The organism is Parasphingorhabdus litoris DSM 22379 (genome assembly GCF_020906275.1).
Taxonomy (GTDB): Bacteria; Pseudomonadota; Alphaproteobacteria; order Sphingomonadales; family Sphingomonadaceae; genus Parasphingorhabdus; species Parasphingorhabdus litoris.
Genome location: NZ_CP086727.1, coordinates 2352208 through 2365521, shown reverse-complemented (window position 1 = coordinate 2365521; position 13314 = coordinate 2352208). Strand labels below are relative to the sequence as shown.

Genomic DNA, 13314 nt, shown 5'->3' with positions numbered 1-13314 from the left:
ATACATGCTTTTGCTATAGTAAATCAAGTCTTCAGAAGACCTTAATTTACCCTTTGATCCGGAAGAATTGCGAGCCTATGCGCTTGCTCTTCAAGAACGTTTGGCGGCTGAAAAAGAGGCTCATGAAGATGAGAAAAAAGCCCATGCAGCCACCCGCGCTGCATTGGAAATGGCGAAGCAGTCCATAAAGCTGAACGCCCTCCAGATTGAAAAACTAAAAGCGCAACTTGCTAAGCTCCGCCGGATGAAGTTTGGGCAGTCTTCGGAAAAATTGCGTGAGTTGATGGAGCAACTTGAACTCAGTCTGGAGGACATGGAAACAGCCCAGGCACTAGACGAAAGCAGAGTGGCCGCTTCAGAGCCCAATGAATTGGAAGATCCACTCGAGGAAACTAAAGCCAAGCCTAAACGCGAGCCTTTGCCTGCTGCTTTGCCGCGCGAAGACATATTATGTCCAGCACCCGATTCAGAACTTGCAGTGACTGCGGTGGCGATACGGGCTTACTCGGTGAAGATATAACCGAAGTGTTGGAATATACGCCGGGACGCTTTCACGTAAAGCGCTATGCGCGACCCAAAATGGCTTGCAAGAGCTGCGATGCTATTTCTCAGGCGCCAGCACCCGCGCTTCCAATTCCTCGCGGCCGTGCGGGGCCAGGTCTTCTCGCTCATGTGGTAGTTTCAAAATATGCTGACCACCTTCCATTATATCGCCAATCACAGATATTTAAGCGTGATGGCATAGACCTGAGCCGGTCAACACTGGCTGATTGGGTGGGACAAGTTAGCTGGTTGCTTGATCCTTTGGTTGAGTTGATCAGCAAGCACGTGTTGGCTTCCGAAAAGATCCACACAGATGATACAACGGTTCCCGTTCTTTCGCCCGGTAAGGGTAAGACCAAAACGGGCAGACTTTGGACCTACGTTCGAGATAACCGAGATTGGAACGACAAAGACCCTCCGGCTGTTCGATTTTATTATTCGAGAGATCGAAAAGCGGAGCATCCGAAGAAACATTTGAGAGATTTTGCAGGTTTCATGCAGGCCGATGGCTATCCCGGCTACGACCAATTGTATGATAAAGCCCGGAAACCCGGTCCAATTGTGGAAGTTGCTTGTTGGGCGCACGTTCGGCGAAAAATCTTTGATGTGCATGAGGCGGAGAAATCAGTAGCTGCCAAAGAAGCGCTGGATCAGATCGCGTTGCTCTATGCGGCCGAAAAACAACTGAAGCGGGCACCAAATTGGATGACGCGGGTGGCAGGAAGAGTGGATTCCAGGAAACAAGCTCAGAGCTTCTTCCATTGGGCGGAAGGTATATTGGGGCAGATATCTGCAAAGATGCCACTGGCCTTAGCATTGCGCTATGCAATTACTCGTAAAGATGCACTCTTGCGGTTTACCGAAAACGGGCAATTGGAGATCGACAATAATGCTGCTGAGAGGAGCATTCGGGGCATCGCGCTTGGCCGCAAGAACTATATGTTTGCGGGCCCCGATAGCGGCGGCGACAATGCGGCAGCCATGTATTCCCTGATAGAAACGGCTAAGCTCAATAAAGTCGATCCCGAAGCTTGGCTGGCAGACGTCCTGCGCCGCGTCGGTGAAGGCCATCCGGTTAATAGACTGGACGAACTACTACCTTGGAATTGGACTGATGAAACAGCGGATATTCCAGAAGACGGAATACCGGCAACCGAAGGCGAGCTAGCTATTGTTGAAGGGTTGCGCAATAATGTCTTAGCGAGAGACTTGCCTGATGGAGGTTGGAACTTTGAACAAGCGGGAGGACGGAAAGCAGATGGGAATGGTAGATTCTATGTCCTTCTTTCTACCTATTCGGGTACTCGATGATATAGATGTTCGGCCACTCGCAAATGCTGCTGATATAGAAGGTCTGAGAAATAAAACTTCTGATTGGATTAAGGTTGGTGAAATAAATGAGCTTTTTGGAGCGGTTTCCAGCAGCAACGATAGCGTATCGTTCATTGTCCAGAAGCGAGAGGACGGCGGATATGATCTTATCTGGTCACGAAAGAAAGCTACTAATTCATCAAATTAGGCGAGTATCAATCTCCATTTCATAGTTAGTTACTGCGCTTTGAATATCCAAAATAGAAATGATCTAAGGGCTGCTTCCGGCGGCCGTTAAAGTTGCTTGGGCAAGATCAGGGAAAAAGTCATTCCGCCCTGAGGATTCTGTTCAGCGATCAATCGGCCTAAATGAGCTAGGGTTATTTGGCGCCCATTCGTTAACGGGGAGAGAATGCGAGCTGCGCTGTTCTCGCTGCCGGCGTGCGATATGTGGCCCGGTGGGATGACCGCGGGCGTGTGGCCGAAATCTGTTCTCGAGAAGGCCAGTGATTGCGTAAAAATCTAGTTTGAGATTGGCGCCCCCTGACGGGCCGGGCTCTATCTTCGCTGCGCTCCGACCAAGCCCCTCGCGGGTCTTGTCCCATAGGGTGACGATCTCCCGCGCCTGACGGCCCGCCTGGCGCTGCGTGTCCGGCACCAGCATAATGCTGGTGCCGGACATCGGGGATCATGCAACGCAGTCGGTCGGTTGCAATGGACCATCATAGTTGAACGGCTCGTTCCTCAGAACATTAGAGAAGGAGGTGGACAGCGGACGATTATACAGAACGCAGCGTTCCTTTAACACCACGACCACAGCCGGCCCGCCGATTACCCCTGCATTGGGTAAATCGTCTCCATTGTTCAAAGGTGTTAAACCATCGGGACCATAGGGAAATAACATGGCCAGGCCATTGGGCGCGGTGATCGCCGGCAATTCTGGAGCGGTCATGATCATATTCTCATTCTCATACTTGATTCTGAGCTCTATATTCGGCGGATCAATGCTCTCGAAAATCAAAGTGCCGTCATCATAACCTGGGCGGGGGTCGGTCTCGATGGATTTAAGTTTGGTGGCGAATACCTGAGCGACCAGATCTGGGCGACTCTGTAGATAAGCCAAGAGCTCAATTGACGAGCCCCTGACTTTACGCAGCTCAGAGCCAAATTGGCGCATGGCATCCATTTGCCCGTCGACAAGAAATTCCGAATTTCTCAGTTGTGTACCAGTTTGACCCCAGCACAACAGACCCGCAGCATTGCCATATACGGGCAGATTGTCCCTAATCTTTGCTTCTGCATCAGCCCCGTTTTTGGGCGGCGGCAGAACTTCTGCTGCAGTCGGATGTAGTTCACCTGGTTTAACACCAGCCAGATAGAGTGGGGCGATCGGATAATCATTGTAATCATAGGCAAGATTGGTGAGCGAGGGCACAGCTCGCCCTGCCCCGTCGCAATCAAAAACTTTTATTCCATGTGTCCACCCCACATACATGGCTAGCAAAGCGTTCACCGGTCCGGCCTCGACCGGCACAAGAGCATTGATCTGGTTTTCGTTATCGACATTGTATTTGTTGATCGCAACAATACAATATTCAGCGAATTTTGTGATATTTCCAGGCGTAATGGCGGACGGCGCACCTATCCCTCCGGCCATAGCGGCAAATTCGTCATCTTTGGCCTGGGAGACAGGATATAGAACGCGTTGTGATGGATGGACCTCAGCGATTATTGCATCGACGAGCGCTTGGCCGATATGGTATCCGCCCCCACCGCCGCTCGCGCTCATTCCCAATCCAAACAGAAGATCTTGCATATCTTCATCAGAATAAATCCGCAGCGCATCGCGCTCTTCATTAGGTTCTTCGCGACTATATAGGGGCATGATGAATTTCCTTACATTGGTTCGAGGGTTCGATTTCTCCATTTAGAAGACCTGTATTTACACAGCGCAAAACAAGTTTACGCAAGATGATAGGGTCCGGAATATTGGTAGGGATCAAATTTGGATTGGTAGGGTGTAGTGCGGCGCAGTTGCGGCAAAACCGATGAATCTTTAACATCACATCAAATTTGCCATGGAAGAGATTTAGCTGAAAGGAAAATTTACCCTTGGAAACCGGCAGCCTCGGATCAATATTTATCGAAAGATTGCTATCCGGTACCCGGATCAAGCTGATTACCGCGCCGGCAGGATATGGCAAAACTCATCTTCTGAAATCTGTCGCTGCTCATTTGCGACGCGACCAATCTGCCGAATATGTTTATCTTGATCGTGCGGACCATATAGAAAAGCAGGATGTTGCCGCCGCGGCCATAGAGCAAAAGATTGTTTCAAACGCGTATGCGGAACGCGTCGTTATCATTGATGATGCGGACTTTTGCGATGGCGCAGCGATTGCACACCAGCTCCATAAATGCACTAAAACGAGCCAACCACCACTCATATTGATCGCCGCCAAAAACCCTGACCATCTTCCTTTAGCGAGATATGTGGCTGACGGAAAAATCGAGGTGATCGACGACTTTGGGTCTATGGTTGGAAAAACTGCCAGCCAAACTACCATAGAGCGCGCGCCACCGCCCTGGAAAAAGCGAATTACCCGGCTTTCAGACAATTGGCCTGCCGCTGCAAATTTACTGCTTCAATGGTCCCAAAAGGCTGAAGGCATGCCCAATAGTTGGCAGGACGACACTATCGTCCTGGAATCAGGATTGGATGGCTATATCGAGCAAGAGATTTCCTCTTCCTTAAACGATCCCTCCTGCTCGGTAATGCGCTACATTTCAATATTCGATGCGCCCGCCCATGCCGATATTGAACCTTTTCTGAAGGATGTGAATGTCGCTGCGGCCACGAGAATATTGACGCGTAATTTATCGCCACTGGTCCGTGTTAGTGGAGACGATATTTACATGCATCCGGCAGTCAGATGTCATTTCAAGATGCAGCTCGATACATATATGCCGAGCCGGCAAAACGCCATTTACCGTAGCGCCGCATTGCAAAGCTCGAACCATGCCAATGTACCCGAAGCCGTCCAACTGGCAATAAAAGCAGGCGATGCCCAACTGCTCAATGATGTAGTAGCACAGAATGAAACCCTCAAAATATGGGTTCGCCACGGCTTTGCGGCAGTGCGCCTTATAGCCGAGGGGACAGCCAGATTAGAGGCATCCAACTTTCCGCGGTTGAAACTCTTCACGGCTATCGTGCATCTCAAAGAAGGAAATATCCAAACCGCAAAGCAAGTCTTTGACGAGCTGTTACAGGACGAAGAATCTAAGAACGATCTGGCGGCAGATCTCGAAGTGCTGCGCATGGCTCTTCTGGTCTATGGCTGCGAACTTGAAAAACGCAGCGATCTAGACGGTTCTTTGAAGCTGCAATTGCAAGAAGCTGGTCGAGACGAATCCTGGAAAACCTTTTTGTTCACGCTTTCGGCTGTCATCGCGTCGCAGCGCGGTCACACTGTTGATGCCCGCGACCGCCTGCATATGGCCAGAAAACACGCCAATCTGGCAAATTCAGTCTACAATCTGATGTTCGCAGACATTCATGAAACATGCGTGCACTTGGCTGAAGGCAATCTCCGAGAGGCCCGAAGGTTTGTTAACAAAGCACGGCTCATCTGGCGCCGACATTTCCAAACAGATATAGGCGTCGATACCGTTATTTCTGCTTTAAGAACCTCGATAGACTTTGAAGCGGGTCGCCTCACCAGCGCACACAAAAATATCAGCCGTTCAACGGCCCGCTTTCCACAGTCCGAAGCATGGTTAGATATTTATGTTGCCGGCTATGAGCCTTTGATATGGTTGGAAGCGCGGACAAATGGCCTGGAATCGGCGATCGATTTAATAGAAAATCATCTGGCCGTTCTCAGCAAGCAAGGCCTCTACAGGATAGCAAATTTGCTCTCTGCATTTAGGATAATTTTGACATTCGCCTATGGTTCACGAGCTGATTGCGGTGATATCGCTGGTTTTATGCTCAAGCCGACGGCTGCTTGGCAAGAACGCGAATATTTCACCCTGGTGCGAGCCATTCACAAACATGAGAATGGCAACAGCCAAGCTGCTATCGCATTGCTGGAGGCTGAGTATTTACGCGCTCAAGATCAGCAGCTTTCTCGGTCTGCCTTGCGATATCAGCTCACTTTGGCCTTGATATACTTCGAGACGGAAGAATATGCGAATACCGATGCGCTTTTATGCGACGCGGCAGAATTGGGCTATGAGACCGGTCAAAGCCAGATAATCGTTGAACTCTCCACCGCACGCCTCTCGGATCGGTGGACCAAGATTTTAAGCTCTGGCCAGCATCTAGAGCTCCTGCACGCATCATTCGCTCGCCGCAGCATCTTAACCGGCCTCTCAAGTGAGCACCCTTCATCACCGGCGTTTACCGAGCGACAATATGAAATCATCGATCAGATGATGAAGGGTGGCTCTGATAAGGAGATCGCTCGGCGGATGGGCTTGAGCGAATACGGAGTGCGCTACCACCTCAAAAATATCTACAAGAAGCTATCGGTTCATGATCGGACGGCCGCAATGGCCGCCATTCGCACAAAGGAGTTGGATAAGCCCATGCAGCTCCGTGATGAAGAAAGCCGACAATCAGTCTAAAGCGCGACGTCAGAATCTAAGCCGCGCCTCTATCGTCCAACGCGCCGGCGGAGCTCGGAATGCGATCGGGTTCGCAAACCCTGAAAAAGCCGAAGGATTGAAGTCTGTATAAAAACCCTCACCGAAAATATTTTCGCCGACAAGCGCCACACTGAAAGATTGCGATTCAACGGCAACCCTGACATCGACAATATCAACTGGCGGTTGGACGTCCACATTATCCACCTGCCAAAACCGCCTACCGCGATGCTCATAATCGCTGCGCAAAACCAGGTCCAATTGGTCGCTGAGCGCTGTTTCATATTGAAAACCGAGATTAGCTGACCAGGTCGTATTTTTTGGCGTCCTGTTGCCCACCGTCGTTGGATCAGTGGTGTTACGCCGGATATCCGTATCAGTCGTTCCCAAAGAGCCGAAGAGCTGAAGACCTGGCGCAACCAATGCCTGTGCCTCCAGCTCAACGCCCCATATAGCAACGTCATCGATATTGCCGATAATTTGAGAAGCAGTCGCAGCATCGATAAAGAAAAATTGGAAATCATCGCTGTTGGCACGGTAGATAGCACCGTTCAGGATGAAGCGATTATTAGCCCATGACGTTTTGAAACCCGCCTCGAAATTTTCCAGTTCTTCAGCCTGGTAGACGGGGATCGAAACGGTAGGCGCATTAAAACCACCAGAACGAAACCCCGTGCTGTAAGTGGCATAAATCAGATGATCGCCGGTGAAATTATATGTCAGTGTCGCTTTGGGCTGCCATGAATCGAAACTGGTCTCGCGAACATTTCCGGTCAGCAGGTCTGTTTGTTCGCGTTCGTCCCGATCATATCGCAGCGAGGCCGAAAGCGTGAGCTCATCGGTAATGTCATAGTCCAGATTTACATAGGCGGCATATGCGTCATTGCTGTTGTCTTCGCTCAGCTCCACAATCCGAAGAGCCGGATCATCGATTTGCGCTCGCGAGCCGTCGAGATCAATAAATGCCCTGGTCAACAAACTACGGTTGGTGTGAAGGTAAAATGCACCGGCAATCCAACGGAACGGCTGCGCTGAATCAGACACAAGGCGCAATTCTTGGCTATAAAGCTCGACGTCGAGGTCTTGCCCCTGTCCAGCCTGAAACCCCAGCCCTAAAAAGCCTCCTGGAGATGTAACGGGGTTGGAGAAATCCAAGTCCCCACGATAGTTCTCCGTGATATCGGTAAAAGCGGATATGCTGGTTAAGGTGACGCCCCCCAAATCGAAATCAAGACTGATAGAAGCATCGAATATATTGCCGAAAGTCACGCCTTCTATATTTGAAAACGGGTCGAGAATGTCGTCCGCACGGCCTGAAAAAACGACCGTATCATAGACGGCTCCAGCGCGAAAATCGCGGTAGGATACACGCGTATCCAAGGAGACATTTTCGCTGATATCCACAGCACCGCGCGCGCGCAGCTCCCAGTCATGATCGATGAAATCGACATTTTCGCCGGTAAAGCTGTTATCAATCTGGCCATTGCTCGTGAGATAATTGCCGGCAACACGCAAACCTGCATGTTCGCTCACCGGAATATCCAGTGAACCCATGAAGTTCACCCGGTCGCCGCTGCCATATGAACCGGACACTTGCCCGCCAAACTCATATCCAGGCTCTCTCGTGACGATGTTAATCACGCCGCCAATTGCATTTCGGCCATATAAACCCCCTTGGGGGCCGCGCAGTACCTCAATACGCTCGATATCGAACAAATTCATGTTGAGCTGCTTCTGGTTGTTCTGCGGAACCCCGTCGACAACGACCGCTATCGGTGAATCAGCGTTGTTGATTTGCGTGACACCGCGAACCACCACAAATGTATTGAGATATGTAAAGCTATCATCGAGCGCCACATTGGGCACCAAATCAACAAAATCCTGGGTTGAATTGATCCCAGCATCGACAATTTGATCGGCTGAGAAGGCTGATACTTGAGCGGGAACATCCTGAAGATTCTCTTCTCGCCGCTGCGCCGTCACGACAATCGTGTTCAACTGATTATTTGCGCTTTCGCCCTGGCTTTCACTGGGTTCGGCAGTCTGTGCCTGCACTGCGCCGGCGCATAGATTAGCGGATATCGCAGCTATGACGATCCGGCTCGCATAATGTTTGAAGCTGCTATAAACCATAGCAAAATTCCTTTCGTTCTCGTTACTTTTTTCTTTTCTCCCTATCGGCGCGAGCATCATCATCCCTGGTCCCCCACAAGTTGCGATATCGGCAGATAGTCTTCCTCCAGGCCAAAGCAGCCGGGACCGACGGTCTCGCGCGCCTTTGCTGTGTTGATTTGCTTGGGCGCGCTGCACCCGATAACCGCAACCCGCTGACCATAACTCAAGCGTTCGGTTGTGATAGCGTTGGCCGTTTCCATATCTACGACCGTGATCAGATCCGGCACGATGCACCGGAGTTCACCGTCTACATAAGCGGTCAGATTTTCATTCTGAAATACCAGCTTAGCCCGGCTATCGTGTTTTTCCAGGCTGCTGATTGTACATTCGCCTAGCACCCAGCCCCGGGTTGTATTGCGCTCTATGTTAGTGATCTTGCCGCGATAAATCTCATAGGCATTGGAATAATAATCATGCCGGCGCAGTGCTGACAGCAATCGCTCAATGGGTGGCTTTTCCGCACTGTCTCGCCTGTTTATCGCTGCGCCAATATCGAGAGCAGCACTGATTGTATGTGGAACAACCGTGCGCGCCGCTTCCTCGCCGTCCATCGGGTAACAAGACATACAGATGCTTGCACCCATCTCAGCGGCCAGCGGGCGTGTCAGAAGTTCTGTTTTTTTGGCAGACTGAGCTTCTATAATTATCCGGTTATCATGTTCATCAGCAAGCGACATTGGCGTGCAAGACACACCCTCGATATTGAAGCTCGTCATCTGCAATTCCGGGAATGCACGGCCCATCCCATCGCCATCCAATAGCGGCAGGCCACGCATAGCGGCATAGGCCAGCGGCATCATCGAATTGCATCCACCAATCTCGGCAGAGGCGATAACGCTGGCTTGCTGACCGGTATAATCCTCTAAAGCAGCGACCGCTTTATGCTGATCTCTTATCGAGATCAGCTTTTCTATCATCACCGTTGGCGCCCCGACGATCGCAGCAACATATACGTTGTCGCTCTTCTTAAGGTCTTGCGGTGAGATCAGCGATACTGGCCCGTATTGAGCGATGGCCTCCCGGCATAGAAGCGATCCAAGATAAGGGTCTCCGCCGCCTCCAGTACCGAGGAAAGCCGAACCCGCCGCAAGATCTTCAATCATATCTGCCGTAACCGTCTTATGCATTGGCTGGCCCTTCATAGGAAAGGTCCCCGACAGCCCGGCAAATGACCCGCATCGTATTTCCCGGAAGATATTGGATCGGAATCATGTCGCGATCGATAATTTCGACGGTTGCAGGGTCCGCGCCTGCCGCGATTGAGCTTTCGCGCGCATATTGCTCCGCTTCATCGAGCACCTTTTGTTTGTCTTTGCCATCGAATTGAAAAATTTTGTCGACCTCGCCGCCAACCTGGCCAATGGCCGCGCCCACAGCATTCGCGCATTCGGCATGTTCGGGGACAAATAACTTGCTAACGCCGTTAAGCGTTCGCGACACCAGCACTGACCCTCCACCGACCAACACCACCGGCACTTTGTCGGCTGATGTTTTCATCCGGTCGATACCCTCTTCGATTATCCGATGTATCTCTATGGTTGCCGTGTTCACGGTCTCGCGGTCGAGTGAGCCAAGCTTCTTTTCATCGCCAAATTTGGCCGCCCCGCCTGCAACCGCAATATCGCTTGCGGTTAAAACGTTCCCGCCGAAAATCCAGGCCTTTTTACGCAACTCAAAACCCACGGATTTTGGCCCTATCGAGATCATGTCTCCAAGTTTCGCTACAATGCTTCCCCCGCCTAGGCCGATAGACAAAATGTCCGGCATCCGAAAATTTGTGTAAACGCCGCCAACATCGACAAGCTTGCTTGATTGGCGCGGAAAACCGTTGACCAGCACGCCGATATCCGTGGTGGTACCGCCGATGTCGGCCACGATCGTCTCGCTCAATCCGGTAAGCCAAGCCGCGCCGCGAAGAGAATTTGTCGGACCGGCTGCAAAAGTGAACACTGGATAATCTCGCATGTGCGACGATTTCATCAAAGTGCCGTCATTTTGACTGACTAGAAATGGCGCGCTTATGCCAAGCCGGTTCAATGCTGCCTGAAAAGCTTTGTCTACTTGGGCTGCTAGCGGGCGCAAACACCCATTCATGATCGCTGCATTCTCTCGCTCCAGCAAGCCAACACGGCCAAGCTCAGAAGACAGCGAGATGCCAACATCCGGCAATAATTTGCGCAAAATTTGAGCGGCGCGGTGCTCGTGGTCCGAGTTTAGCTGACTGAATACACAGGAGATAGCCACCTGCGCAATGCCGCTATCTTTAATCAGCCCAGCAACCCGCCGTATCTCGTCTTCATCAAGAGAACTGATTTCGCGGCCGTCAAAATTATAGCCGCCATGCGCTACATATGATCCGCCTTCTACGGCCTCTCGCATTGTCTCAGGCCATGCCGAAAATGGCGGAATGTCTTGGCCGGCAGGGTAGCTCAAACGAAGTGCGAATACCTTGCTCAAATGCCTTGCTTGGACAAACGCATTTGTGAAATGCGTCGTTCCGATCATGACTCTCCGTATTTGAGCCCTCTCAACGCATGTCTCTGCAAGCAGAGCGGTGATCGCATCCACTATTCCATCTTCGACATTCGCCTTAGTCGGACGCTTTACTGCCCCTAGAACATCGCGATTATCTATAAGAACCGCATCAGTATTTGTTCCGCCGACATCCACTCCTATCCGCAAACGTGTCCTCCATCAGGTTGATACTGTTTAGAGAATGCATTGCGCACTCAAAGTAAATCGAATTAAAGGGTAGTTATAGCCTCGCTTTGGTAGTTTGCCGCCGCGACGTTCCCGCCAACTCCTACCATATCACTACCTCCCAGTCGTATCGTAGATGATGTGCGCTGGTGCGCGCACTCGCTGATTTTGGAAGGGAAGAAGGGTTCCGACCCCTCTTCCCAGCAAGGCCAATCGTCCGGGCCGTGTCCTCGGCTGTACCTGCGGGCCGCACCAACCCGGCAGATTCCCCTTGGGCGGGTCAAATCTATGGCGGGCACTTGCCTTGTGTCCGCCATATTCCGAAAGCGGACACTAGCCCGCTAGCAAATATAGGGGCTTTCAATCGAATTGATTTCAACAAATCCGTGTTAACGATCAGAATACGCAACTAATCGGACGGCAGTGGAGGTCACTATGGCTCCCTCAAATGACGATAAACTCCATTTGATATTATCGATATTGGCATCTTCAATTTTCGTCATAAAACTGCCACCAAGAACAGGATAGGTTAGGCGTCCACGAAACGCAGGAGCGTCCAATCCCTTCTCTTTGAAGTAATCGTATGCATCGATAGTGCTTTTGGTAATCTCCGCATGATTTCCGATAATATCATACAGCCCAAATTTGTTTGGAGGGAATTGACCGACTGGGCCTCCTTCCGGATATGGTCCATTTTCGTAATCAAATCTCAATCCATAATCGAAGGCGTTTCTTGAATGAGACTTGGTTCCGTTGACCATCGCTTTTTCTTTATCTGCCTCGTCAACCCAAGGATATTTGCTCGTCGCTTCGGCACGAGCAAACCACATCCATTCCTCAGTCTCTGGTAGGTCGATCTTCAGATCAGTATGACTTTCAACCCAATCGGCAAAACAGTGCATTTGATGAATATCTAAATCACCTAACGTCCAATTTATACTCATTCGCTCAATTGTTGCCGGGTCAGCTTCAAGTGAATAACGTAGATTTTTAGGCATGGTGCAATTGCCGTCTGTCACGGATTGAAGATAATCCTTCCACATAAGTTCATATTTGGCGACGTATTTAATTTGACGAAATTCAATAGGTGGCGATGGCACCTCAACGAAGATCGGACACTTCTCACAAAATCGGATTTCATTCCCAGCGTCTGCGTTTGCCACGCTGGAGCCAGAGAAGGCTAATCCAATAAAAGATACGACTTTATGAAGTTTTGATATCATTCTTTGTTTCTAAGTAAAACTATCGGGGCTGGCTATATGTTATCTAATGTCCGCTTTTGCGCCCAAAGCGGACATTAGGATTTGAGAGGCTCATCGCCATGGGAGGGCCAATCATCCGACCATTTATCTGCCTGGATTTCTTCTTCGCTCGGCAAGCTTTCACGAATGTTCTGCTTGATGTGATCCGGCAAATCGCAAACGCGGTAAACAGACGGAGCCGTCAACTCTGAATAAAGCTCAATAAATTGATAGACAAAGTTTACGGAAACCAAAGCTACAAGATCATCGCTGCCTTTCTGCACCACAAGCGGGACCATATTCTCTGTTGCATCCATCTCAGACAATATATCTGGCAAATCGTTTATTTTAACCCGTTCCAGATTAGCCACTGCGGTGAGAGTTGATTGTTTCATTGTTTTTCCAATCTGCAGTCTTACCTCTTTAATGATACTATAAACCAAGATTGCTCATTCAATGTCATGCCGATGTTCGCCTCTGTTGGGCATCCCTTATGCATAACCACCAAAGGCCATATGCTCGAGATAGTCGTAAACTACATCCGCTTGGCCCAACTTTACCAATGCCTCGGCTGTTCGGCCATCAACAGCTGGAATAGGCTGATTGCGATACCAAGCATATGCGGCATCCCGTCTACCGGCCCACTCCAGGATGCGTTCAATTATTTTCTCTTCTTCTGTCATTCCTGATCCAC

At 50.4% G+C, this 13314-nt stretch carries 8 protein-coding genes and 1 pseudogene; 2 read left to right on the top strand and 7 right to left on the bottom strand.

The features are described from left to right. Positions 1–22 precede the first annotated feature (22 nt). Positions 23–1695, top strand: a pseudogene (tnpC, locus tag BS29_RS11375) (IS66 family transposase); the annotation flags it as partial. Between the two features lie 847 nt (positions 1696–2542). On the opposite strand, the gene BS29_RS11370 reads toward tnpC, so the two are convergent. Next, a complete protein-coding gene (locus BS29_RS11370; RefSeq protein WP_229953769.1) occupies positions 2543–3739 on the bottom strand; it encodes an S-methyl thiohydantoin desulfurase domain-containing protein in 1197 nt (398 codons plus the stop codon). A gap of 350 nt (positions 3740–4089) precedes the next feature. On the opposite strand from BS29_RS11370, the gene BS29_RS11365 reads away from it, so the two are divergent. Continuing rightward, the gene (locus tag BS29_RS11365) at positions 4090–6486 is read left to right on the top strand and encodes a helix-turn-helix transcriptional regulator (protein ID WP_229953768.1); all 2397 of its coding nucleotides are present in this window, start codon (positions 4090–4092) and stop codon (positions 6484–6486) included. Positions 6487–6495: 9 nt separating this feature from the next. Here the strand turns inward: BS29_RS11365 and BS29_RS11360 are convergent, their stop codons facing one another. From BS29_RS11360 to BS29_RS11335, 6 genes are all read right to left on the bottom strand, one after another. Beyond that, positions 6496–8637, bottom strand: a complete 2142-nt coding sequence (locus BS29_RS11360) for a TonB-dependent receptor (RefSeq protein WP_229953767.1) — start codon at positions 8635–8637, stop codon at positions 6496–6498. Positions 8638–8696: 59 nt separating this feature from the next. Then, positions 8697–9806 (bottom strand): DUF917 domain-containing protein, encoded by a 1110-nt coding sequence (locus BS29_RS11355; protein ID WP_229953766.1) that lies wholly within the window; start codon positions 9804–9806, stop codon positions 8697–8699. Then, positions 9799–11349 (bottom strand): hydantoinase/oxoprolinase family protein, encoded by a 1551-nt coding sequence (locus BS29_RS11350; RefSeq protein WP_229956859.1) that lies wholly within the window; start codon positions 11347–11349, stop codon positions 9799–9801. The genes BS29_RS11355 and BS29_RS11350 overlap by 8 nt, the downstream gene beginning before the upstream one ends. 419 nt (positions 11350–11768) lie before the next feature. Continuing rightward, the gene (locus BS29_RS11345; protein ID WP_229953765.1) at positions 11769–12602 is read right to left on the bottom strand and encodes a formylglycine-generating enzyme family protein; all 834 of its coding nucleotides are present in this window, start codon (positions 12600–12602) and stop codon (positions 11769–11771) included. Between the two features lie 74 nt (positions 12603–12676). Then, positions 12677–13015 (bottom strand): hypothetical protein, encoded by a 339-nt coding sequence (locus tag BS29_RS11340; protein ID WP_229953764.1) that lies wholly within the window; start codon positions 13013–13015, stop codon positions 12677–12679. A 96-nt stretch (positions 13016–13111) separates the two neighbouring features. Next, the gene (locus tag BS29_RS11335) at positions 13112–13303 is read right to left on the bottom strand and encodes an antitoxin Xre/MbcA/ParS toxin-binding domain-containing protein (RefSeq protein ID WP_229953763.1); all 192 of its coding nucleotides are present in this window, start codon (positions 13301–13303) and stop codon (positions 13112–13114) included. Positions 13304–13314: the final 11 nt, after the last annotated feature.

Coding starts and splice junctions, on each gene's coding strand:
- BS29_RS11335 (WP_229953763.1), bottom strand. CDS start 13,303: ATGACAGAAGAAGAGAAAATAATTGAACGCATCCTGGAGTGGGCCGGT.
- BS29_RS11360 (WP_229953767.1), bottom strand. CDS start 8,637: ATGGTTTATAGCAGCTTCAAACATTATGCGAGCCGGATCGTCATAGCT.
- BS29_RS11345 (WP_229953765.1), bottom strand. CDS start 12,602: ATGATATCAAAACTTCATAAAGTCGTATCTTTTATTGGATTAGCCTTC.
- BS29_RS11370 (WP_229953769.1), bottom strand. CDS start 3,739: ATGCCCCTATATAGTCGCGAAGAACCTAATGAAGAGCGCGATGCGCTG.
- BS29_RS11340 (WP_229953764.1), bottom strand. CDS start 13,015: ATGAAACAATCAACTCTCACCGCAGTGGCTAATCTGGAACGGGTTAAA.
- BS29_RS11355 (WP_229953766.1), bottom strand. CDS start 9,806: ATGCATAAGACGGTTACGGCAGATATGATTGAAGATCTTGCGGCGGGT.